The organism is Kosakonia sp. H7A (assembly GCF_003028445.1).
Classification (GTDB): domain Bacteria; phylum Pseudomonadota; class Gammaproteobacteria; order Enterobacterales; family Enterobacteriaceae; genus Kosakonia; species Kosakonia radicincitans.
Map to the genome: position 1 here is coordinate 395,192 of NZ_PYTZ01000003.1, position 24,120 is coordinate 419,311.

At 55.5% G+C, this 24,120-nt stretch carries 18 protein-coding genes; 8 read left to right on the top strand and 10 right to left on the bottom strand.

Annotation, left to right across the window (positions count from 1 at the left end):
- Positions 1 to 2: 2 nt before the first annotated feature.
- From glpE to CWM66_RS14715, 3 genes are read left to right on the top strand one after another with little or no spacing between them, the layout of a single operon-like run.
- A complete protein-coding gene (gene glpE / locus CWM66_RS14705) occupies positions 3 to 332 on the top strand; it encodes a thiosulfate sulfurtransferase GlpE (protein WP_007369726.1) in 330 nt (109 codons plus the stop codon).
- 57 nt (positions 333 to 389) lie between these two features.
- Positions 390 to 1,220: a rhomboid family intramembrane serine protease GlpG gene (gene glpG, locus CWM66_RS14710; RefSeq protein ID WP_072439578.1), complete on the top strand. Its 831-nt coding sequence runs from the start codon at positions 390 to 392 to the stop codon at positions 1,218 to 1,220.
- Between the two features lie 17 nt (positions 1,221 to 1,237).
- On the top strand, positions 1,238 to 1,996 hold the full coding sequence (locus CWM66_RS14715; RefSeq protein ID WP_007369728.1) for a DeoR/GlpR family transcriptional regulator: 759 nt from the start codon (positions 1,238 to 1,240) through the stop codon (positions 1,994 to 1,996).
- On the opposite strand, the gene malT is transcribed toward CWM66_RS14715, so the two are convergent.
- Positions 1,997 to 4,702 (bottom strand): HTH-type transcriptional regulator MalT, encoded by a 2,706-nt coding sequence (gene malT / locus CWM66_RS14720; protein WP_007369729.1) that lies wholly within the window; start codon positions 4,700 to 4,702, stop codon positions 1,997 to 1,999.
- A 582-nt stretch (positions 4,703 to 5,284) separates the two neighbouring features.
- Here malT and malP point away from each other — a divergent pair.
- Together malP and malQ are read left to right on the top strand one after the other, a co-directional pair.
- Positions 5,285 to 7,678, top strand: coding sequence for a maltodextrin phosphorylase (gene malP, locus CWM66_RS14725; RefSeq protein WP_107146837.1), 2,394 nt, complete (start codon positions 5,285 to 5,287; stop codon positions 7,676 to 7,678).
- 9 nt (positions 7,679 to 7,687) lie between these two features.
- The gene (gene malQ / locus CWM66_RS14730; protein ID WP_007369731.1) at positions 7,688 to 9,775 is read left to right on the top strand and encodes a 4-alpha-glucanotransferase; all 2,088 of its coding nucleotides are present in this window, start codon (positions 7,688 to 7,690) and stop codon (positions 9,773 to 9,775) included.
- A 67-nt stretch (positions 9,776 to 9,842) separates the two neighbouring features.
- Here the strand turns inward: malQ and gntT are convergent, their stop codons facing one another.
- The 3 genes from gntT to gntX all read right to left on the bottom strand — a co-directional run bounded on the left by gntT (position 9,843) and on the right by gntX (position 12,925).
- On the bottom strand, positions 9,843 to 11,159 hold the full coding sequence (gene gntT, locus CWM66_RS14735) for a gluconate transporter (RefSeq protein ID WP_072439582.1): 1,317 nt from the start codon (positions 11,157 to 11,159) through the stop codon (positions 9,843 to 9,845).
- Between the two features lie 457 nt (positions 11,160 to 11,616).
- The gene (gene nfuA / locus CWM66_RS14740; RefSeq protein WP_007369733.1) at positions 11,617 to 12,192 is read right to left on the bottom strand and encodes a Fe-S biogenesis protein NfuA; all 576 of its coding nucleotides are present in this window, start codon (positions 12,190 to 12,192) and stop codon (positions 11,617 to 11,619) included.
- Positions 12,193 to 12,250: 58 nt separating this feature from the next.
- Positions 12,251 to 12,925 carry a DNA utilization protein GntX gene (gntX, locus tag CWM66_RS14745; protein ID WP_035888946.1) on the bottom strand — a complete coding sequence of 225 codons (675 nt, stop codon included), beginning with the start codon at positions 12,923 to 12,925 and terminating at the stop codon, positions 12,251 to 12,253.
- A 38-nt stretch (positions 12,926 to 12,963) separates the two neighbouring features.
- On the opposite strand from gntX, the gene bioH reads away from it, so the two are divergent.
- Positions 12,964 to 13,734: a pimeloyl-ACP methyl ester esterase BioH gene (gene bioH / locus CWM66_RS14750; protein ID WP_035888948.1), complete on the top strand. Its 771-nt coding sequence runs from the start codon at positions 12,964 to 12,966 to the stop codon at positions 13,732 to 13,734.
- Between the two features lie 33 nt (positions 13,735 to 13,767).
- Here the strand turns inward: bioH and feoC are convergent, their stop codons facing one another.
- The 5 genes from feoC to greB form a co-directional block, all read right to left on the bottom strand.
- Positions 13,768 to 14,007: a [Fe-S]-dependent transcriptional repressor FeoC gene (gene feoC / locus CWM66_RS14755; RefSeq protein WP_007369736.1), complete on the bottom strand. Its 240-nt coding sequence runs from the start codon at positions 14,005 to 14,007 to the stop codon at positions 13,768 to 13,770.
- 11 nt (positions 14,008 to 14,018) lie between these two features.
- Positions 14,019 to 16,337: a Fe(2+) transporter permease subunit FeoB gene (gene feoB, locus CWM66_RS14760; protein WP_107146838.1), complete on the bottom strand. Its 2,319-nt coding sequence runs from the start codon at positions 16,335 to 16,337 to the stop codon at positions 14,019 to 14,021.
- 32 nt (positions 16,338 to 16,369) lie between these two features.
- Positions 16,370 to 16,597, bottom strand: coding sequence for a ferrous iron transporter A (gene feoA / locus CWM66_RS14765; protein ID WP_007369738.1), 228 nt, complete (start codon positions 16,595 to 16,597; stop codon positions 16,370 to 16,372).
- Positions 16,598 to 17,095: 498 nt separating this feature from the next.
- Positions 17,096 to 19,435 (bottom strand): Tex family protein, encoded by a 2,340-nt coding sequence (locus tag CWM66_RS14770; RefSeq protein ID WP_079518364.1) that lies wholly within the window; start codon positions 19,433 to 19,435, stop codon positions 17,096 to 17,098.
- Positions 19,436 to 19,533: 98 nt separating this feature from the next.
- Positions 19,534 to 20,007 (bottom strand): transcription elongation factor GreB, encoded by a 474-nt coding sequence (greB, locus tag CWM66_RS14775; protein WP_035888949.1) that lies wholly within the window; start codon positions 20,005 to 20,007, stop codon positions 19,534 to 19,536.
- Between the two features lie 226 nt (positions 20,008 to 20,233).
- Here greB and ompR point away from each other — a divergent pair, with 226 nt between their 5' ends.
- Together ompR and envZ are read left to right on the top strand one after the other, a co-directional pair.
- Positions 20,234 to 20,953, top strand: coding sequence for a two-component system response regulator OmpR (ompR, locus tag CWM66_RS14780; protein ID WP_001157751.1), 720 nt, complete (start codon positions 20,234 to 20,236; stop codon positions 20,951 to 20,953).
- Complete coding sequence (envZ, locus tag CWM66_RS14785) at positions 20,950 to 22,302, top strand: two-component system sensor histidine kinase EnvZ (RefSeq protein ID WP_007369741.1); 1,353 nt, start codon at positions 20,950 to 20,952, stop codon at positions 22,300 to 22,302. Before ompR ends, envZ begins: the two co-directional genes overlap by 4 nt.
- Positions 22,303 to 22,350: 48 nt before the next feature.
- On the opposite strand, the gene pckA is transcribed toward envZ, so the two are convergent.
- Positions 22,351 to 23,970, bottom strand: a complete 1,620-nt coding sequence (gene pckA, locus CWM66_RS14790; protein ID WP_107146839.1) for a phosphoenolpyruvate carboxykinase (ATP) — start codon at positions 23,968 to 23,970, stop codon at positions 22,351 to 22,353.
- Between the last annotated feature and the right edge of the window lie 150 nt (positions 23,971 to 24,120).

Here is a 24,120-nt window from a genome sequence, read left to right on the forward strand (position 1 = left end):
TCATGGATCACTTTGAATGCATTAACGTAGAAGAAACCCATCAGAAATTGCATCAGCAGCAGGCGGTGCTGGTGGATATCCGCGATCCACAAAGCTTCGCGATGGGGCATACGCCGGGCGCATTCCATCTGACCAACGATACGCTGGGCGCGTTTATGCGCGACAACGACTTCGATACCCCGGTGATGGTGATGTGCTACCACGGCAATAGCAGCAAAGGTGCAGCGCAATACCTGCTCCAGCAGGGATACGATCAGGTCTACAGCGTTGACGGCGGTTTCGACGCCTGGCAACGTCATTTCCCGGCGGAAGTGGCGCACGGTACGCTTTAGGCATCCGTCCCGTGCCGCTATACTGTCTCTCTTTGTATGGATTAAGCGACGCCCGCCATGTTGATGATTACCTCTTTTACTAACCCTCGCGTCGCCCAGGCGTTTGTCGATTATATGCAGACCCAGGGCGTGATCCTCACCATTCAACATCACGAGCAAAGCGATATCTGGCTGGCAGATGAGAGCCAGGCTGAGCGCGTCAAAAATGAATTGGCGCGCTTTATCGAAAATCCTGCCGACCCGCGTTATCTGGCGGCGAGCTGGCAATCCGGGCAGGTCGACAGCGGTCTGCGCTATCGTCGTTTTCCCCTGACGGCGGCTATTCGCGAACGCGGCGGGCCATTGACGTTACTGATGACCGCGCTCTGCGTGTTTGTCTTCGTGGTGATGAGCGTGATTGGCGATCAGACCGTGATGATGTGGCTCGCCTGGCCGTGGGATGCCAGCGTACAGTTTGAGATCTGGCGTTACTTCACTCACGCAATAATGCATTTTTCGCTGGTGCACATCCTCTTCAACCTGTTCTGGTGGTGGTATCTTGGCGGAGCGGTGGAAAAGCGTCTCGGCACCGGCAAACTGGTGGTCATTACCCTGATTAGCGCCTTATTAAGCGGTTTTGTGCAGCACCAACTTACCGGCCCGTGGTTTGGCGGTTTATCCGGCGTGGTGTATGCGCTGATTGGTTATGTCTGGCTGCACGGTGTACGCGATCCGATTCCTCAGGTGGCGTTACCGAATGGGCTGTTTATTTTTACGGTCGCGCTGATGGTCGCCGAGTGGTTCGGCGCTATGGGCTTTGAGATTGCTACCGGTGCGCACACGGCTGGCATGGTGATTGGGCTGGCGATGGCGCTGGTGGACACGCAGAATGTGCGGAAACGAACATAATTATCCAGGGACATTTCATGAAACAAACACAGCGTCATGACGCGATTATTGAACTGGTTAAACAACAAGGATATGTCAGTACCGAAGAGCTGGTTGAACAATTTTCCGTCAGCCCGCAGACCATTCGCCGCGATCTGAATGACCTCGCGGATCAAAACAAAATCTTGCGTCACCACGGCGGTGCGGCGCTGCCTTCGAGCTCGGTGAACACCTCCTGGCACGATCGCAAATCAACGCTGACGGCGGAAAAAGAGCGCATTGCCCGCAAGGTAGCAGAACAGATCCCGAACGGTGCAACACTGTTTATCGATATTGGCACTACGCCGGAAGCCGTCGCCCATGCGCTGCTGGAACACAGCGATCTGCGCATTGTGACCAACAACCTGAACGTCGCGAATACTCTGATGAAGAAAGAGGATTTCCGCGTGATCCTCGCGGGCGGCGAACTGCGCAGCCGCGACGGCGGCATCGTTGGCGAGGCGACCCTCGATTTTATCTCTCAGTTCCGCCTCGATTTCGGCATCCTCGGTATTAGCGGGATTGATGCGGACGGCTCGCTGCTGGAGTTCGACTACCACGAAGTGCGCACCAAACGCGCGATCATTGAAAACTCGCGTCACGTCATGCTGGTGGTGGATCACTCGAAATTTGGCCGTAACGCGATGGTGAATATGGGCAGCATTGGCCTTGTGGATGCGGTGTATACCGATGCCATGCCGCCTGCCGGGGTATTACAGGTGATCAACCACAACAATGTGCAACTGGAGCTGTGCTAATTACACGCCGTAGCCCATCATTTTTAGCAGCCGCTGTGCGTGTTGCACGGCATCCTGACGATGGGCGACGCCCAGTTTCTGATAAAGATTGCGGATGTGAGTTTTAATGGTCGTCGCGGCAACATCCAGCTCGCCTGCAATCTGTTCATTGCTGTAGCCAGAGTAGATCAGCCCCAGCACCTGCCACTCGCGCTGGGTCAGCGGGCTGGTGCGGATAAGCTCCGGCACATCCGGGTGCGTCAGTAGGCGTTCGACGAAATTCTCATCGAAATGCGCAAACTTATGCCGGTGATGCTGGTTGATGTCGCGCAAAATACGCTGGGCGCGATGCTGTTCGAGCTCCGGCAGAGTATTCAACTGGATCAACTGGCGCAACTGCTGCGCCATCGCTTCGCCTTCAATCACAAAATGACTGATAAATCCGGTGCGGTTAGCCAGTTGCAGCGCTTCCAGCAGCACGCGCTGCGCGTCGTTTTTGCGCCCGGCCTGCCAGTAAAGCTGGTTGAGCAGCAACAAATTGCGGTTGATGTCGCTCATCAAACGCAGGCTGCGCGCGTTTTCATTTAACTCTTCCAGCACCATCTCTGCGGGATCAAACTCGCCCAGCAGGATCTGCGCACGGGCGATGTTGCGCCACTGGCTCTGCAGGAAATGGTTATTGGCAAACTCCGGTTTTGGCGTCAGGCGCAGCCACTGCGCGGCGGCCTTTTTGTCGCCGGTCATCTGCCAGTAGATCACCCGTACTTTATCGGCATTCGACACCCAGTCGCTGTGGTACTGACCGTTGCCGAGCAGATTCTCCAGGCGGTTCAAATGGCTGCGGGCATTATCCAGATCGCCGCGTGCCAGCGAGTTTTGCACCAGCAGCGCCAGACATTGCAACTGCTGCTGCGGCTGCATGGCAGAGAGCACTTCCATCCCCTGGCGCGCCGCCGCTTCGGACTCATCAAGCCGCGCCCACGCCCACAGTAACTGGGCGCGAATGCGCAGCAAAAATTCATGCATCGGCAGTTGCTCAAGGTGCTGCTCGCGGATCAGCGTAAAGGCTTTTTCCTGTGTCTCCCAGGCCGCCTGCAGAAACCCCTGCGCGAACAGGATTTCGCTTTGCTGGATCAAGCTCCACAGCGCGTAGTGCCAGACATCGTGGCGACGCGCCATCTGTTCAGTTTGCTGCATCACCGACAGCGAACTGGTCAGTTCGCCTTTGCAGTGCAGCACTTCACCATGAACAGAGGTCGCCACGATACGGCTGTAATAGTTCGCCAGCGGCAACTCGTCGAGCGCCACCATCGCCAGCCGCTCTGCTTCCACCGGATCGCCATCATTAATCGCTACCTGGGCGCGCAGGGCGTTGAAATCACCGTGCAACGAGGCGTCCATTTGTGTGGTCATCTCCTGCTCGGCGCGTGCCAGCAGCGTATTCACTTCGCTGTAGCGATGCTGGCTTTGCATCAGCCAGGCCTGCAACAGTACCAGACGTGGATTCTCCAGCAGGCTTTCCCACGGCAGCGCTTTCAGCGACTCTTCCAGCACGCTCAGCTCGCTGTGATTAAACAAACCCCAGGCGTGATGCAGCAGAATATCGCGCAGCATAATGCCGTCTCCGGCCGCCAGCGCGTGATGAATGGCTTCACTGGGGAAGCCTTGCGCCATCCAGCTTTCCGCTGCGGCGCGGTGAATATCCGGCAGCTCGGTTGCCAGTTCCCACTGACATCGCTGGCGCAGGAAATTGCCGAACAGCGGGTGGTAGCTGAACCATTCGCCGGAATCGTCCATACGTTGTAAAAACAGCCCCTGACGCTCAATCTCTTCGAGCCGCATTTGCCCATTCTCTTCACCGGTCACGCGGACGATCAGCGCGTCGTTCATCGAGCGCAGCAGGGCGCTTTTCAGCAGGAACTTACGCGTGTCGATATCGACATTATCCAGCACTTCATCCACCAGATAATCGGAGAGATGGCTGGCATTAATGCCGGAAAGGCGGCGTGCGGACTGATGCGGTGCGCTGTGGTTTTGCCGAGCGGAGAGGGCGATAAGCTGCAGCGCTGTCGCCCAGCCGGCAACGTCGTCGCACAGGCGGCTGCTTTCCGCTGCTTCAATCGGCGAGGTCAGGCGGCAGTCAAAAAATTGTTTTGCTTCCTGATGGGTAAAGGCGAGTTGCTGGCTACCCACTTCCAGCAGTTGTTCACGTACGCGCAGGTTGGCTATACCTAACTGCGGCAAATTACGTGACAGCACAATCAGCGTCAGGTTTTCCGGCTGATGGCGTAAAAAGAACCGCATTGCATCATGGATCACCGGGTTGGTGATCAGATGATAATCGTCGATGACCAGAAACAGCGGACGTTGCCACTCCATCAATTCAACGAACAACTGGGAAAAGAGTGACGGCAGGCTGGCGTACTGGCGTTTTTGCGCCATCGCCTCGCTGCGGGCGCAATGCCCGCCCGTCGCCTGCTGAACCGCAGCGATAAAGTAGCTGGCAAAACGTTCCTGCTGGTTATCACCTTCATCCAGAGAGAACCAGCCGACATCATTTTTTCCGGCTGCCCATTGCGAAATGAGCGTGGTTTTTCCGTAACCCGCAGGGCTGGTCACCAGCGCAAGGCGATAATTGTTAGCGCCGGAAAGTTTAGCCAGCAGGCGTTCCCGAACCACGGTGTGGTCGAGACGAACCGGGCGACTTAATTTTGACGGAATCAACATAGTTATCACTTCACTGTGCGAAAACGGAGGGTGTGATTTTTTTTGCGCTTCGTAATTAATCCTAATAAGGTCGGTCAGATGAGGAAATATTGCAAGTTATGTCCGGATCTAACGATTGTGAATTTGCACTATGTCACATTTCTATTTATTTCATGAATAGTTAAGGACAAAAAAGGGGAAAAATAGCCGGGGCACGGCTGGCGCGCTGCGCATGGCAGAAGGCTTAATAGCTATACATGTAGTAAGGGTTTGTTCGCATTATTAACCGGCATATCAGACAAAACGCACAAATAGCAAAAATTGATTAGTGATAGTGCAGTGAATATTATTTTTTCTGCTTTTAACGCGTTACTAAAATTAATTTCCTCCGAAACGATATTTCATTTTTACTGAACAATTTCCAGTCAATTTGATTGAATAACGTGCGAAAAAAACGCTACCTTTAGGTGGCGGCGATCACACTTTTTGCTCATCCCCGCTGCTCCTCCCCGGCTAATCCCTGGCAGGATGAGGAAGTCATAAACCGAGCCAGGCACACTAACGCAAACGTCGATTTACTTCATTACAGGACCCGGATTCTTTATGTCAAAGCCAACGTTTAATAAAGCGGAATTTGCAGCGGCGCTCACGCGCCAGCAGCAGCGTTTAGGGATTCAGGTTGCCGGTGACATGACAACCCGACAGTGGTGGCAAGCGGTGAGCGGTGCGCTGGCAGAACTGCTGGCGGCGCAGCCCGCGCCGAAAGCGGCGAAAGGGCAGCGCCACGTTAACTATATCTCAATGGAATTCCTGATTGGTCGCCTGACGGGCAATAACCTGTTGAACCTGGGCTGGTATCAGGATGTTGGCGCGGTATTGCAGGAACACAGCATCAACCTGACCGACCTGCTGGAAGAGGAGATCGATCCGGCGCTGGGTAACGGCGGTCTGGGGCGTCTGGCGGCCTGTTTCCTTGACTCGATGGCGACGGTTGGCCAGTCGGCGACCGGCTACGGCCTGAATTATCAGTACGGCCTGTTCCGCCAGTCTTTTGTTGATGGGCAACAGCATGAAGCCCCGGACGACTGGCATCGCCGCAGCTACCCGTGGTTCAGCCATAACGAGCAGTTAGATGTGCAAGTGGGGATTGGCGGCAAAGTGAGCAAATCCGGACAGTGGCAGCCCGCTTTTACGCTGATTGGCGAAGCCTGGGATTTACCGGTTATTGGCTACCGTAACGGCGTGACGCAGCCGCTGCGTTTATGGCAGGCGACACATGCTCATCCCTTTAATCTGACCAAATTCAACGACGGTGATTTTCTGCGCGCCGAGCAAACCGGGATCGACGCGGAAAAGCTGACGAAAGTACTCTACCCGAACGACAACCACCAGGCCGGGAAAAAGCTGCGTTTGATGCAGCAATACTTCCAGTGCGCCTGTTCAATTGCCGATATTCTGCGTCGTCACCATCTGGAAGGCCGCAAACTGGCGCAGTTGCCGGATTTCGAAGTGATCCAGCTTAACGACACGCACCCGACTATCGCCATTCCGGAACTGCTGCGCGTGCTGCTCGACGAACACCAGCTAAGCTGGGACGATGCCTGGGCGATCACCAGCCGGACGTTTGCCTATACCAACCATACGCTGATGCCGGAAGCGCTGGAGTGCTGGGATGAAACGTTAGTCAAAGCGCTACTGCCGCGGCACATGCAAATCATCAAACAGATCAACGACAAATTTAAGCTGCTGGTCGAGAAAACCTGGCCGGGCGACGATGCAGTATGGGCAAAACTGGCGGTGGTGCATCACAAACAAGTACGCATGGCGAACCTTTGCGTGGTGGGCGGATTTGCGGTTAACGGCGTGGCGGCGCTGCATTCGGATCTGGTGGTCAAGGATCTGTTCCCGGAATATCACCAGCTCTGGCCGGGCAAATTCCATAACGTCACCAATGGCATCACGCCGCGTCGCTGGATCAAACAGTGCAACCCGCTACTGGCCGCGCTGCTCGACAAGACGTTGAAAAAAGAGTGGGCCAACGATCTCGATCAGTTGATCAATCTGGAGAAGTACGCCGACGACGCGGCATTCCGCAAGCAGTATCGCGAGATTAAACAGCAGAACAAAGTGCGACTGGCGGCGTTTGTCAAAGCCCGTACCGGTATTGAGATCAATCCGCAGGCGTTATTCGATATCCAGATCAAACGTCTGCATGAATACAAACGTCAGCATCTGGGGCTGCTGCACATTCTCGCTCTGTACAAAGAAATTCGCGAAAACCCGAAAGCCGACCGCGTGCCGCGTGTCTTCCTGTTTGGCGCCAAAGCTGCGCCGGGCTACTACCTGGCGAAAAACATTATCTTTGCCATCAACAAAGTGGCGGAAGTGATTAACAACGATGCGAAGGTCGGCGACAAGCTGAAAGTAGTATTCCTGCCGGATTATTGTGTCTCGGCAGCGGAGAAGCTGATCCCGGCGGCGGATGTATCTGAGCAGATCTCCACGGCGGGCAAAGAAGCTTCCGGTACCGGCAACATGAAGCTGGCGCTGAATGGCGCGCTGACGGTCGGTACGCTGGACGGCGCGAACGTTGAAATTGCCGAACAGGTTGGCGAAGAGAATATCTTTATCTTCGGCCACACGGTGGAGCAGGTGAAAGCGCTAAAAGCCAAAGGCTACGATCCGCTGAAATGGCGTAAAAAAGACAAGCTGCTGGATGCGGTGCTGAAGGAGCTTGAAAGCGGGAAGTACAGCGACGGGGATAAACATGCTTTTGACCAGATGCTGCACAGCATTGGCAAACAGGGGGGAGATCCTTATCTGGTGCTGGCGGACTTTGCGGCCTATGTGGAGGCGCAAAAGCAGGTGGATGTGCTCTATCGCGACCAGGAAGCCTGGACCCGTGCGGCGATCCTGAACACGGCGCGCTGCGGTATGTTTAGTTCTGACCGCTCAATCCGCGATTATCAAACCCGCATCTGGCAGGCAAAACGCTAAGGAAGCGCGATGGAGAGTAAACGTCTGGAACAGGCCGCACTGGCGGCGGGGATCAGCCCAAACTACATCAATGCGCACGGTAAACCGCAGTCCATTACGGCGCAGACAAAACAGCGTTTGCTGGCGGCAATGCACGCCGCAAACGCAACGGCGCTCAGCGTACCGCCGGTTCCTGCCGTGCAGGTGTTTATTCACGGCAAAAAGAAAACGTTGCCGGTGGCAGGCAAAGGGAGTTTCCAGTGGCAACTGGTCACAGAAGCTGGCAAGCAGTACCAGGGTCAGGTAAACGGCGGAGAAAATCTGCCGTTGCCAGGCGGTCTGGCGCTGGGCTATCACATGCTGACGCTGGAACAGCAGAAGCAGCGCTGGCAGTGCCGGTTGATCATCGCGCCTGCCCGCTGCTATGAACCTCAGGCTCTGCTGGAAGGAAAAAAGTTGTGGGGCGCCTGTGTGCAGCTCTACACCCTGCGTTCAAATGATAACTGGGGGATAGGGGATTTCGGCGACCTGAAAAAGATGCTCGGCGATGTGGCGCAGCGCGGTGGGGCATTTATTGGCCTCAACCCGATCCACGCGCTCTACCCGGCAAATCCGGAGAGCGCCAGCCCCTATAGCCCTTCATCACGGCGCTGGCTGAATATTATCTACATCGACGTTAACGCAGTGGCGGATTTCCGCGACAGCGAAGAGGCGCAGGCGTGGTGGCAACTTCCCACCACTCAACAAACCTTGCGCGCCGCGCGTGATGCGGAGTGGGTGGATTACGCGTCGGTGACGGCGCTGAAGCTGGCGGCGCTGAGCCTTGCATGGCGGCGTTTCCGCCAGCGTGCGGACGATGACGCGCAGCAAGCCGCTTTCCGCCGCTTTGTTGAGCAGCAGGGTGAAAGCCTCTACTGGCAGGCTGCGTTTGACGCGCTGCATGCGAATCAGATGAAAGAAGATGCGCTGCGCTGGGGCTGGCCGGTATGGCCGGAAGGGTATCAATCTACCCGCAGCCCGCAGGTGAAAGCCTTCTGCAAGGCGCATGCTGACGAGGTCGATTTTTATCTCTGGTTGCAGTGGCTGGCTTACACCCAGTTTGCTGAGTGCTGGGAAACCAGCCAGTACAATGGGATGCCCATCGGCCTCTACCGCGACCTGGCGGTCGGTGTGGCGGAAGGTGGCGCAGAAACCTGGTGCGATCGCGAGTTGTACTGTCTGAAAGCTTCCGTCGGCGCGCCGCCGGATATTCTGGGGCCGCTCGGGCAAAATTGGGGGCTGCCGCCGATGGATCCGCACGTGATGCGGGCGCGCGCCTATGCGCCATTTATCGATCTGCTGCGTGCCAATATGACCAGTTGCGGCGCGTTACGTATCGACCATGTTATGTCGATGCTGCGTCTGTGGTGGATCCCGTACGGCGAAACGGCGGATCACGGCGCTTACGTGCAGTATCCGGTGGATGACCTGCTGGCCATTCTGGCGCTGGAAAGCCAGCGGCATCAGTGCATGGTGATTGGCGAAGATCTGGGAACTGTACCGGTAGAGATTGTCGGCAAGCTGCGCAGCAGCGGCGTCTACTCCTACAAAGTGCTCTACTTCGAAAACGATCATCAGAAAAACTTCCGCGCGCCGCAGGCCTGGCCGCAGCAGTCGATGGCGGTAGCGACGACGCACGATCTTCCGACCCTGCGCGGTTACTGGGAGAGCGGCGATTTAACCCTCGGCAAAACGCTGGGGTTATATCCCGACGAAGAGGTACTGCGCGGTTTGTATCAGGATCGCGAGCGGGCGAAGCAGGGGCTGCTGGATGCGCTGCATCAGCACGGTTGCCTGCCGAAACGCGCTGGTCATAAAGCGTCGCGCATGCCGATGACGGCGATCCTCAATCGCGGTATGCAACGCTATATTGCCGACAGCAACAGCGCATTACTGGGGTTGCAGCCGGAAGACTGGCTGGACATGCCGGGGCCGGTGAACATTCCGGGCACCAGTTACCAGTACAAAAACTGGCGACGTAAGCTGTCGGTGTCGCTGGAAGCGATGTTTAGCGATGAGAAGGTTAACAAGCTGATTAAAGATCTTGACCGACGGCGCAAAGCCGGAAGAAAACGTTAATAAAAAAGCCCGGATATCCGGGCTTTTTGTTGTCCTGTAAGCGTTAGCGCCACCGGGCAATTGAAAATCAGACCACCATTCCCAGCAGCAGACAACCCACCAGGCCGCACACCGAGATAATGGTTTCCAGTGCCGACCATGAACGCATGGTCTCACCGATGGTCAGGTTGAAATACTCTTTGAACAGCCAGAAGCCCGGATCGTTAACGTGAGAGAAAATCACGCTACCGGAGCCAACGGCAATCACCATCAGTTCCGGGCTGACGCCCGTGGTGGCAATCAGCGGCGCGGCAATACCGCCTGCGGTAATCGCCGCAACGGTTGCGGAACCCAGCGCAATACGCAGTACCGCAGCAATCGACCAGGCCATAAACAGCGGAGAGAGGTTAGTGGCATGCATCATGGAAGCGATGTATTTATCCACGCCGCTATCAACCAGCACCTGTTTGAATGCGCCGCCGCCGCCGATGATCAACAGCATCATGGCGATGATTTTGATGGATGAAGTCAGCGTGTCATTGATGTCATCCATAGAACGGCCGCGGTTCAGACCGAAAGTGAAGACCGCAATCAGTACCGCGATCATGGTCGCCATCACCGGGTCGCCGAAGAACTCTGCATAAGGCAGAATCGCATGGCCTTTCGGCAGCAGCATTTCCGCGACCGCGCGCAGCGCCATCAGAATCACCGGCACCAGGGAAGTCCAGACGCTGACGCCGAAACCTGGCATCTCTTCTTCGGTAAAGGTTTTGGAGTTGTAAAGACCTTCCGGGATCGGCTTATCAATGCTTTTCAGGAAATGCGCATAGACCGGGCCTGCGAGGATCACGGTCGGGATACCGAGCAGCGTGCCGTACAGCAGCGTTTTACCCATATCCGCGTGGAAGATGGTGGCGATAGCTGTCGGGCCCGGGTGCGGCGGCAGGAAGCCGTGCGTCACAGAGAGGGCTGCCGCCATCGGTACGCCAACATACAGCAGCGGAATGCGTGCAGAGGCGGCGATAGTAAATACCAGCGGCAGCAACAGCACGAAACCGACTTCATAGAACAGCGCGAAACCGACGGTGAAACCGGTCAGCACAACGGCCCATTGAATATGTTTACGACCGAACTTTTCGATAAGCGTAGTGGCGATGCGCTGTGCGCCGCCGCAGTCTGCCAGCAGTTTGCCGAGCATGGCGCCAAAGCCCATGATCAGCGCAAGACTGCCCAACGTACCGCCCACGCCCGCTTTAATCGATTTGATAACGGCATCCAGTGGCATGCCCTGCATCATCCCGACGGCGAGCGCCACCAGAATCAGAGCGATAAATCCGTTGAGTTTGAAACGGATCATTAACAGGAGTAAGAGGACAACACCGATAGCGACAATGACTAATGGCATGATTTACCTGGCCTTTAATTTGTTATGGGTAACGTCAGTGTTTCTTGGCAGCCGCTAAAAGCTCCCGAACCGGGAAGGGCGAACTGCGGCACCATTACGGCTGGACATCCATTGCTAAAAATTGTAGTCGGATGTTTTTATCTTGTTGGTGCTGGCTGGAATGATACGGGTAACATCTGTGAAAAGAGAATCACCCTGCCGATCTAAATGTGAGATCTGAGACCTGTGTCATATTAACGCCGGGAAACTAGTTTGCTTTAAAGGGCAGGAAACGCGCGCAAAGATACGGGTAACGTCTTGAGATGACAGGCACAAAAGGGATAGCGGGCGCAGGAAAGATCTTGCGAATACAACAATGGCCGGAGATTAACGGGCGGGTCAGCCGGGAATGAAAACGGGCAGGTGAAACAGGCCCGGCACGCTGTTACGCCACCGGGCAATGCTCTGCGGAACAGGCTTAGTAGTAGGAGTGCTCGCCGCGCTGGTGCTCAGTGAGATCGCGCACGCCTTTCAGTTCCGGGAATTCAGTCAGCAGTTGCTTCTCGATCCCTTCTTTCAGCGTTACGTCGACCATGGAGCAACCGTTACAGCCGCCGCCAAATTGCAGAATGGCGTAGCCTTCATCGGTGATCTCCATCAGCGTCACGCGGCCGCCGTGGCCAGCCAGCTGCGGGTTGATTTGCGATTGCAGCAGGTACTCAACGCGCTCCATCAGCGGCGCGTCGTCGGAAACTTTACGCATTTTAGCGTTTGGCGCTTTCAGCGTGAGCTGAGAACCTAATTGATCGGTTACAAAATCAATTTCCGCATCTTCCAGATACGGCGCGCTCAGTTCATCGACATAGGCAACCAGTTGTTCAAATTTCAGCGCGGTATCGGTCGCTTCAACTGCATCTGGCGGACAATAAGAGACGCCGCATTCAGCGTTTGGCGTGCCAGGGTTAATCACAAATACGCGAATTTGTGTCCCTTCTTCCTGATTTGCCAGCAGTTTGGAAAAGTGCGCCTGGGCAGCGTCGGAAATACGGATCATAGCAATGGCCTAATAGTTGACTATTTTACTTGGTTATAATACGCCCATCATCGAGGGTCTACAAGGTTCGACACAGGCACCAGACCTGAACAGTCGCTGCGCCGCTGCGCAAAAGCAGCCGGGAGATCTCCGCAACAGTACTGCCGGTCGTGACGACATCATCCACCAGAACGATATGGAGCCCGGCTATTGGCAATTCAAGGCGAAAAGCATTTTTCAGGTTCTGCCTGCGCAGCCTGGCGCTTAAATGATGCTGCACCGGCGTTGCCCGCAGACGCTTAAGCGCCACGCGCGAATAGCGGCACGACAGCCAGCGCGCCAGCGGTCGGCACAGCAAATCGCTTTGATTAAACCCGCGCCGCCACTGGCGTCGGGCATGCAGCGGAACGCTGAGGAGCAGGTCCGGTAACGGACGTTTACCGCGCTGTACCACCCTGAGCAGCAATAGCCGCGCCAGTGCGCTGGCAAGCTCCGGGCGAGGATGAAATTTAAACTGCTGTACCAGCGTACTGAGCGGCGGCGCGTAGTCACCCACAGCGATGAGCCGTTGCCAGGGCGGCGGTTTTTGCAGACAACGGCCGCAGGGCACATTTTCATGGGCAGCAGGTAAACCGCACAAAGGGCAAACTTTTCCCTGCGTTTGCATCGCGCGGGCGCAGCCCGAACAGATTCCCCAGTGGCTGAGCATTAACGGCATTCGGCATAGCCAGCACAAGCCCGGCACTGTTAGCATGTTCCACCTCCTTGTGTGAAGAAAGAGAACGATAGCGGATGAAAGACATCTGGTGGCAAACCAAAGGTGAAGGCGATTGTCATCTTGTGCTGTTGCACGGCTGGGGACTGAATGCCCAGGTATGGGATTGCATAACTCCGGAACTGAGTGCGCATTTTACGCTGCATCTGGTCGATTTGCCGGGCTACGGCAGAAGTACGGGATTTAGCCCTTTGTCGCTTGGGCAGATGGTTGATATTGTTCTGGCACAGGCGCCGGAACGGGCGATTTGGCTGGGCTGGAGCCTTGGCGGGCTGGTGGCCAGCCGCGTGGCGTTGCAGGCACCCGAGCGTGTAAGCACGCTGGTGACGGTTGCTTCCTCGCCGTGCTTCAGCGCACAGGGCGAATGGGCGGGCATTAAACCCGAAGTGCTGGCCGGTTTTCAGCATCAGTTGAGTGAAGATTTTCAGCGTACCGTCGAGCGTTTTCTCGCGCTGCAAACGCTGGGAACGGAAACCGCAAGGCAGGACGCGCGTCAGCTAAAAAACGCAGTGTTGTCGCTGGAAATGCCTTCTGCTGAGGTGCTGAACGGCGGGCTGGAGATCCTGAAGACAGCGGATTTGCGCGAAGCATTATCATCGCTGACGCTGCCGTTTTTACGCCTCTACGGGCGGCTCGATGGGCTGGTGCCGCGCAAAATCGTGCCGGTGCTGGATGAGATGTGGCCTGCAAGCGAATCGATTGTGTTTGCAAAAGCAGCGCATGCGCCTTTTATCTCGCATCCGGTTGAATTCTGCGAAACCCTGCTGGCGTTAAAAGCGAAGCTGTGAAAGCAGCCCGGTAGTGTGCTGCTTATCGGGCCTTCAGCACAGCGTCCACCACTCCTGCTGGCAGGCGCTTTTCCCTTCCGGACACTGTTTACAGCTACCGGTTAAACAACCGGTAGCATCTTCCTGAACACGCATCACTTTACCCATCGCTTCCATACGACCCAGCATGGCATCAATCATCGCTCTGGGCGTGCGCAGCGTGCTGCTCAACTGCTGCGCATCCATTCTTCCCCGAAGCGCCAGCAGATCGCGAATCTCAAGTAATGATGCCATCGCTTCACTCCTTAATGGCAGTCGCCCGCCGGGCTGTCACAGCAACTGGCGACAGTTTTACGTGTAGCCAGCGTACTGATATCCACCCGGCTTCTGGCCCGGCGCAGCGCGCCAATGACCACCACGTTAAACAGGAGAACCGCCAGAATGCAGGTCAGGCTGTAGAGTGGATGCTGGTTAAAGGTGACACTTTGATAGAACAACGTTGCCAGTGAGTAGGCGATATTCAGCCCCCACAGCACCGAGAATCCCATCCAGCCGCGGCTCGATTCGCGGGCGATTGCGCCCATCGCGGTAATGCACGGCACGTAGAGCAGGACGAAAATCAGGTAGCTATAGGCGGCGGCCGCGCTGCCGAATTTCTGGCTCATTACGCCCATCGTACCCGTCGCCATTTCACCGTCGCCTTTACTGGCTTCGATTGGGTTGGCCAGCACGCTCAGGCTGAAGGTATCGCGCACGCTTTTCACGGTGTCTACCAGCGCGGCAATCAGCTCGTCGCTCAGGCTGAATTCCGCCGGATTAAAGCCAGCTTGCTCAATATTTTCGGCGGTATAGAGCGTATTCAGTGTACCCACCACCACTTCTTTCGCCATCGCGCCAGTGACCAGGCCGACAGTGGCCTGCCAATGATCGCCATGCACGCCAATCGGCTCCAGCAGCGGTGTAAATACCCGGCTGATCGACGCCAGCGCAGATTCATCGATTTTATGTACCGTCCGGCCATCCAGCGAGAAACTGTTCATTGCGCTGAGGAAAATGCTGACGATGATGATGACTTTACCCGCGCGGATCACAAAGCCTTTCAGGCGCTGCCAGGTTTGCAGCAGCAGGCTTTTCAGATGCGGTACGTGATAGACCGGAAGCTCCATCACGAACGGCGAGGCTTCACCGCGCAGCAGGGTAAATTTCAACATCAGCCCGGTGAGGATCGCCATTACAATCCCCAGCACGTAGAGTGAGAAGACGGTGATCGCACCATGCTGGCCGAAAAAAGCCGCCGAGAAGACAGCGAAAATGGCCAGACGTGCGCCGCAGGACATAAACGGCGCCATCATGATAGTAATTAACCGTTCACGCGGGGCATCCAGCGTACGGGCGCCCATCACTGACGGCACGTTGCAGCCGAAACCAACAATCAGCGGCACAAAGGATTTTCCTGGCAGCCCCAGCGATTGCATCAGCCGGTCCATCACAAAGGCCGCGCGCGCCATATAGCCGGAATCTTCAAGGAACGACATAAACAGGTACATCATGCCAAGCTGCGGCACCAGCGGCAGTACGGTATTCACCCCGCCGCCGAGCCCCTGAGCAAGGAAGATTGTCAGCCATTCCGGAAAGTGCAGCGTGGCGCCCAGCCACTGAATGCCATGGATAAAAATCGCTACTGAACCGGCGTCGAAGATCGGCTGGAACGCGCCACCAATGTTGATGGCGAACAGAAACATCAGATACATGACAAACAGAAAGATCGGCAGACCCAAAAAGCGGTTGATCACAATGCGGTCAACGGCGGCGGTAAACTGGCTCGGCTCGGCCGTTAACGTGTTGCTGACGGTGTCGCAGATGGCGGCAATCGACTGGTAACGCGCATCGGCAATATGCAGCGCCGGATCGTCCATCCCGTCTTTCAGACGGGAGAGTGCAGCGTCGAATTGCTGGTTGTTGATGCCCGAGTTCGCGCGGCTGTAGATATCACCCTCGAGTATTTGCAGGCCCATCCAGCGGCGCTGCTGTTGCGGAAGCTCCTCCGGCATCTGCGCGGCCAGCGCGTCGGCTTCACGGGAAAGCGGTTGGGCGTAATGCACCAGTTCGATATTGTCATTGGTCCGATGACGATCCACCGCCAGCTTCAGCGCTTCAATACCGCGACCACGCGTGGATACCAGCGGGATAACCGGGCAGCCAAGGCGGGCTGAAAGGGCATCAACATCGATGCGCACTTTTTGTTTTTCAGCGATATCCAGCATGTTGAGCGCGATGATGCATGGTACGCCCAGTTCCAGCAGTTGGAGTGTCAGATAAAGATTGCGTTCAAGGTTCGAAGCATCCACCACGTTGATCAGCAGATCGGCATCGCCACTCAAAATGTAGTGACAGGCAATCTGCTCATCCAGCGATGTTTGCGCCGAAATGGTGGTCAGCGAATAGGTGCCAGGCAGGTCAACCAGCGTAACCTGGTGATCGGTTGTGGTGAAAAAGCCCTCTTTGCGCTCTACCGTTACGCCAGACCAGTTTCCCACCCGCTGGCGCGCTCCCGTTAACTGATTGAATAATGTCGTCTTGCCGGAATTAGGATTACCAATTAAACCAATGGTCAATTTTTTCATTTTACTTAGCACTCTATGTCATAGCTGACCGGTTAACGGGACATCGCTTCCAGTTCGAGAAAAGCGAGATCTTTTTTCCGTAACACTAAATTAACGCGGCGGGTCTCGATATGAATGGGATCGCCTAATGGCGCCACCCGCACCACATTAAAAGATGAGCCGGGCAACATACCTAATGACAGGAGTTTTTGCCGCCAGGCCGGGCTTATTTGCTGTGAGAAGCCGGTAATTTTCCACACACTGTCAGGAGAGAAATGCATAGTGCCTACTTATTTTTGCTGCGAGCCGATGTTTGCCGTACGTCATCACGACGCACCGTGAACCCATGAAGAGTAAAGAACAGCCAACGAGAACAATGATAATGAGAATAGTTTTTATCATCAATAATAAAAATGCGTCAGGACGGGAGAGGAAATAAAAATTCGATTTTGTTTTGACGTAGCTCAAAAATAAGTTGGGTTCTGAATTTTGCGCGGCGCAGTAACACATTAAGGGGAAATAAATAATTGTTATTTATATCGGGATCTTAATCTTTTATTCATATTTGAAATGGTGCGCGGGCCGTATGTCCGCTGATGTAAATTCCGATAAATAAATACGATGTCAGTAAATTGATTAATAATTTTGAATATCAATAACCAGCAAAAATAATAGGTTAATAATTCTCTATGATTAACAGCACTAAGAAAAAGGCGCTTTTTCGACGGTGTTGCACCAAAAATAACCCCTCTCCCGCAGGCGCAAGAGAGGGGAGAGGATTAGCGTTTTTTACCCATCGCCGCCGCCAGTGCATCCATCATTGCGCTGTTGCCGCCGGGTTGAGGGCTGCGATCCCGCGGTGATTTTGCCGGACGCGCGCTACTCCGGTTACCAGCATCGCGACTACCGCCATTGCCACTGCCGCGACGGCTGTTACTGTCGCCTGGTTGTTCGTCCAGACGCATGGTCAACGCAATACGTTTACGCGGCAGATCGACTTCCAGCACTTTCACCTTCACGATATCGCCTGCTTTCACCACCGTATGCGGATCTTCAACGAACTTATCCGCCAGCGAGGAGATATGTACCAGCCCGTCCTGATGCACGCCGATATCAACGAACGCGCCAAAGTTGGTGACGTTGGTCACTGCGCCTTCCAGCACCATACCTGGCAACAGATCGTTCATGGTTTCGATGCCTTCGGCGAAGGTCGCGGTTTTGAACTCCGGACGCGGGTCGCGGCCCGGTTTCTCCAGCTCTTTGATGATGTCGGTGACGGTCGGCACGCCGAACTGCTCGTCGGTAAACTCGGACGGTTTCAGCTTACGTAACTCGGCGCTGTTGCCCATCAGATCGCGCAGGGACTGTGCGGTTGCCGCCAGAATTCGCTCGACCACCGGATAGGTTTCCGGGTGAACGGTGGAAGCATCCAGCGGGTTGTCGCCGTGGTTAATACGCAGGAAGCCCGCGCACTGTTCAAAGGCTTTCGGCCCAAGGCGGCTCACTTTTAGCAGTTGCTGACGGTTCTGGAACTGACCGTTTTCATCGCGCCAGGAGACAATATTTTGCGCCATCATGCGGGTTAAACCGGCCACGCGCGTCAGTAGCGGCACCGAGGCGGTATTCAGATCAACGCCGACGGCGTTCACGCAGTCTTCAACGACGGCGTCCAGTTTACGCGCCAGCTGTGTCTGGCTGACGTCATGCTGATACTGGCCAACGCCGATTGATTTCGGGTCGATTTTCACCAGCTCAGCCAGGGGATCCTGTAAACGGCGGGCGATAGACACCGCACCGCGCAGAGAAACGTCGAGATCCGGGAATTCCAGCGCCGCCAGTTCGGAGGCGGAGTAGACTGACGCCCCCGCTTCGCTGACAATCACTTTCTGCGCGGTCACTTTCGGGAACTGTTTCTGCACATCCAGGTAGAAACGTTCGGTCTCGCGCGATGCTGTACCATTACCGATCGCCACCAGTTCGACGTTGTGTTTCTCGCACAGCGCCGCCACGGCAACCGCCGCTTTCGCTGCCTGCCCGGTGTGCGGATAAATCGTGTCGGTTGCGACCAGTTTGCCGGTGGCATCGACTACTGCCACTTTTACGCCGGTACGCAGGCCCGGATCGAGCCCCATCGTTGCACGCAGCCCGGCCGGTGCGGCCATCAGCAGATCGTGCAGGTTGCGGGCGAAGACGTTAATCGCTTCATCTTCCGCGCGTTCGCGCACAGTACCCATTAATTCAGTTTCAAGGTGCATCAGGACCTTAATGCGCCACGTCCAGCTCACGACGCTGCGGCGCCAGCTATCTGCCGGGGCGTTATTCAGGCGCAGGCCGAGATGGTCGATAATAATCTGCTCGCAGTGGCTCTCTTTCGGCGGCTCGTCAAACTGCGGATCGGCATTCAGCGCCAGTTGCAGCACACCCTCATTACGGCCACGGAACATGGCCAGCGCGCGGTGCGAAGGAACGGTAGAAACCGGTTCGTGATGATCGAAATAGTCGCGGAATTTCGCGCCTTCTTCCTCTTTGCCGCTGACCACCGTCGCCACGAGATGGGCGTTTTTCCACAGATAGTCACGGACTTTCGCCAGCAGGGCCGCATCCTCAGCGAAGCGCTCCATCAGGATATAACGCGCGCCATCAAGCGCCGCTTTGCTGTCGGCAACACCTTTATCTGCATCCACAAACGTGGCGGCCAGCGTTTCCGGATCCTGCGACGGGTCATTCCACAGTTGGTCTGCCAGCGGTTCGAGACCGGCTTCAATCGCGATTTGCCCACGCGTGCGACGCTTCGGTTTGTAGGGAAGATAGAGGTCTTCGAGTTCGGTTTTGCTCAGCGTACCGTTGATGGCTTTCGCCAGCTCTTCGCTGAGTTTGCCCTGCTCGCCAATCGATTTCAGGATTGCCTGGCGGCGCTCTTCCAGCTCGCGCAGGTAACCAAGGCGGGTTTCGAGCTGACGCAATTGCGTGTCGTCCAGACCGCCGGTGACCTCTTTACGGTAGCGTGCGATAAACGGCACGGTATTCCCTTCATCAAGCAGGCGAACGGCGGATTCCACCTGTTCGGTCCGTGCCTGAAGTTCACCCGCAATAATGCGGCAGAGCGAATCATTCATCATTTCTTTCATCATCTTCTGAACAAAATCAGCGGATAGTTATACGGACTGGCACTGTAAAATGCCAGCCGCCGGGGTGGTTCCTGGATTGTTCTGTGCGGTTATTTCACATATTCGATTTCATTAACGTACCAGGTAGCTTCGCCGCCCGGTGTTTGTACGACCGCCACATCACCAGCTTCTTTTTTCAGCAGGGCGCGGGCCATCGGTGAATCGATGGAGATGTAATCCTTGCGGCCAAAGATCTCATCGTAGCCGACGATGCGAAAGCGCAGAGTATCGCCATCATCGTTTTCGATCTCCACCCATGCGCCAAAGAAGACTTTGCCTTCCTGTTGCGGTGAATAATCAACGATTTTCAGGTTTTCCAGACATTTCGTCAGATAACGTACCCGGCGGTCTATTTCGCGCAGGCGTTTTTTGTTGTACTGATAATCAGCGTTTTCGCTGCGATCGCCCAGGCTTGCCGCCCAGGTCACTTTTTTCGTGACTTCCGGGCGCTCCTGACGCCAGAGAAAATCGAGTTCCTGCTTCAGTTTGTCATAACCTTCGCGGGTGATCAGGGGCGTTTTCATACTTCTGCCTTCTCTTTGTGACAGCTTTGATGTACAGACTTTACAAACGGTATTGCGTAAAGTGCGGATTAATCATGTTTTATGTGATGTTGAATGCATATAACTTGCTGTTAAATATGCTTTGTAACAATTTAGACTAGAATTTATACCAGATTTCGCTGGTCGTTAACGCGCACTTTTTTAGAATACGGAAACAGAAATTTCGGAACCTTTGGGAGTATAAACAATGCAAGAGAATTATAAGATTCTGGTAGTGGATGACGACATGCGTCTGCGCGCATTACTTGAGCGTTACCTTACCGAGCAGGGCTTCCAGGTTCGTAGCGTGGCTAACGCCGAACAAATGGATCGGTTGTTAACCCGTGAATCTTTCCACCTGATGGTGCTGGATCTGATGCTGCCGGGCGAAGATGGCCTCTCCATCTGCCGCCGCCTGCGTAGCCAGAGCAACCCGATGCCGATCATTATGGTGACGGCAAAAGGGGAAGAAGTGGACCGTATTGTTGGCCTGGAAATCGGCGCCGACGACTATATTCCGAAACCGTTTAACCCACGTGAATTGCTGGCGCGTATCCGCGCGGTACTGCGTCGTCAGGCGAATGAGCTGCCGGGCGCGCCGTCGCAGGAAGAAGCAGTAATTGCGTTTGGTAAGTTCAAACTGAACCTCGGTACGCGCGAGATGTTCCGTGAAGATGAGCCGATGCCGTTAACCAGCGGTGAGTTTGCCGTGCTGAAAGCACTGGTTAGCCACCCGCGCGAGCCGCTCTCTCGTGACAAGCTGATGAATCTGGCGCGCGGTCGTGAGTATTCAGCGATGGAACGTTCCATCGACGTGCAGATCTCCCGCCTGCGCCGCATGGTGGAAGAGGATCCGGCGCATCCGCGCTATATTCAGACCGTTTGGGGCCTGGGCTACGTATTTGTGCCGGACGGTTCTAAAGCATGATGCGCGTGCGCTTCTCGCCGCGAAGTTCATTTGCCCGAACGCTGTTGCTTATCGTCACCTTGCTGTTCGTCAGCCTGGTGACGACATACCTTGTGGTGCTGAATTTCGCCATTTTGCCCAGCCTCCAGCAATTTAATAAGGTACTCGCCTACGAAGTTCGTATGCTGATGACCGACAAACTGCAACTGGAGGATGGGACGCAACTGGTGGTGCCACCTGCGTTTCGTCGTGAAATTTACCGTGAACTGGGTATTTCTCTCTATTCCAATGAAGCGGCGGAAGACGCGGGCCTACGCTGGGCGCAGCACTACGAATTCTTAAGTCAGCAGATGGCGCAGCAGCTCGGTGGCCCGACCGAAGTGCGCGTTGAAGTGAACAAAAGCTCTCCGGTGGTGTGGCTGAAAACCTGGCTGTCGCCCAATATCTGGGTGCGCGTGCCGCTGACGGAAATCCATCAGGGCGATTTTTCGCCGCTGTTCCGCTACACGCTGGCGATTATGCTGCTGGCGATAGGCGGCGCCTGGCTCTTTATTCGTATTCAGAACCGACCGCTTGTTGACCTTGAACACGCGGCGCTGAAGGTTGGGCGAGGGCATATTCCGCCGCCGCTGCGTGAGTACGGCGCATCAGAAGTCCGTTCCGTCACCCGCGCTTTCAACCAGATGGCCGCCGGGGTGAAACAATTGGCGGACGATCGCACGCTGCTGATGGCCGGGGTGAGCCACGATTTACGCACGCCGCTGACGCGTATCCGTCTGGCGACGGAGATGATGGCGGAAGAAGATGGTTATCTCTCTGAATCGATTAATAAAGATATCGAAGAGTGTAACGCGATCATCGAGCAGTTTATCGATTACCTGCGTACCGGCCAGGAGATGCCAATGGAAGTGGCAGATCTGAATGCCGTGCTGGGCGAGGTCATCGCCGCCGAAAGTGGTTACGAACGTGAGATCGAAACCGGTCTGAACGACAGTGAGATTTTTGTACGCATGCATCCGCTCTCTATTAAGCGCGCAGTCGCCAATATGGTGGTGAATGCGGCGCGCTACGGTAACGGCTGGATCAAGGTCAGCAGCGGTACTGAACTGAATCGCGCCTGGTTCCAGGTTGAGGATGACGGGCCGGGGATTAAACCAGAACAGCGTGAACATCTGTTCCAGCCGTTTGTTCGCGGCGACAGCGCGCGTAGCACCAGCGGCACCGGTTTAGGGCTGGCTATCGTGCAGCGAATCATCGACAACCATAACGGCCTGCTGGAGCTGGGTACCAGCGAGCGTGGCGGGTTGTCGATTCGCGCCTGGTTGCCAATCCCGGTTGTTCGCCTGAATGGGCCCACCAAAGAAGCATAAAAAAACCCGCCGGAATATGGCGGGTTTTGTTTCTCTTGCGTAGCCGAATTACAGTTTCGGTCCGGCGCTGACCAGCGCGGCTCCGGCTGCGGTATCGGTATACTTATCAAAGTTCTCAATAAACAGCTTCGCCAGCTGTGTCGCTTTCTCCTGCCACTGTTCCGGCGATGCGTACGTATTGCGTGGATCGAGAATGCGCGAATCCACGCCATGTAATGATGTCGGCACGGCCAGGTTGAACATAGGCAGGGTGAAGGTTTCCGCATTATCCAGCGAACCATCCAGAATTGCGTCGATAATCGCCCGCGTATCTTTGATGGAGATGCGTTTGCCGGTCCCGTTCCAGCCCGTGTTTACCAGATACGCCTGCGCACCGGCAGCCTGCATCCGTTTCACCAGCACTTCGGCATACTGCGTCGGGTGCAGCGACAGGAATGCTGCGCCGAAGCAGGCGGAGAAGGTTGGCGTCGGCTCATTCACGCCGCGCTCTGTTCCGGCCAGTTTGGCGGTAAAGCCAGAGAGAAAATGGTACTGCGTCTGGCTGGCCGTCAGGCGGGAAACCGGCGGCAATACGCCGAACGCATCAGCAGTCAGGAAGATCACTCGCGTGGCGTGACCGGCTTTCGACACGGGTTTGACGATGTTATGAATATGGTAAATCGGATACGACACGCGGGTATTTTCCGTTTTCGACGCATCATCAAAATTGATGCTGCCGTCGTCGCGGACGCTGACGTTTTCCAGCAGCGCATCGCGGCGGATGGCGTGGAAGATATCCGGTTCAGCCTCTTCCGAGAGCCGGATGGTTTTGGCATAACAGCCGCCTTCAAAGTTGAAGACGCCGTCGTCATCCCAGCCGTGCTCGTCATCGCCAATCAGGCGGCGCTTCGGATCGGTGGACAACGTCGTTTTGCCGGTGCCGGAAAGGCCGAAAAAGACCGCAACGTCGCCTTTCTCGCCAACGTTAGCAGAACAGTGCATCGAGGCGATCCCCTGCAACGGCAGCAGGTAGTTCATGATCGAGAACATCCCTTTTTTCATTTCGCCGCCGTACCAGGTTCCGCCGATCAGTTGGATGCGTTCGGTCAGATTGAAGGCAACGAAATTCTCCGAATTGAGGCCCTGTTCCTGCCACTGCGGATTGGTGCATTTCGCCCCGTTCATCACGATAAAGTCGGGTTTGAAGCCTGCCAGCTCCTCATCCGTCGGGCGAATAAACATGTTTTTGACGAAGTGCGCCTGCCAGGCGACCTCGGTGATAAACCTGACTGAAAGACGGCTGTCCGGGTTAGCGCCGCAAAACGCATCGATAATAAACAGGCGCTTGCCGGAGAGTTGCTCCGTCACAAGGCCTTTTAAATGCTTCCAGACTTCCGGCGAGAGCGGTTTGTTGTCGTTCTTGCCTTTGCCTTTATCGGCCCACCACACGGTGTCGCGGGTGGTTTCATCTCGGACAATGTACTTATCTTTTGGCGAACGGCCGGTAAAAATACCGGTGTCGACGGCGACAGCACCAGAATTCGTCAGCACACCACGCTCATATCCTTCCAGATCTGGACGGAGCTCTTCCTGATACAGCGTATCGTAATCGGGGTTGTAGACGACTTCCTGAACATCGTTGATACCATAAGCCTTGAGATCTTGCGGGGTTAAGCTCTTAACGCGCATGTCACTACTCCTTAGCCAATTGTACTGCCTGAAATTGTAGGGTTGTTTATCGCCGCTTACCCGGACGATGTTCATAGATTTTCGAATCCCGATAAAGCTGACTTCCGCAAAACGCTGTCATTTGCGTCACTTAGCGAGATGTATTGTGGC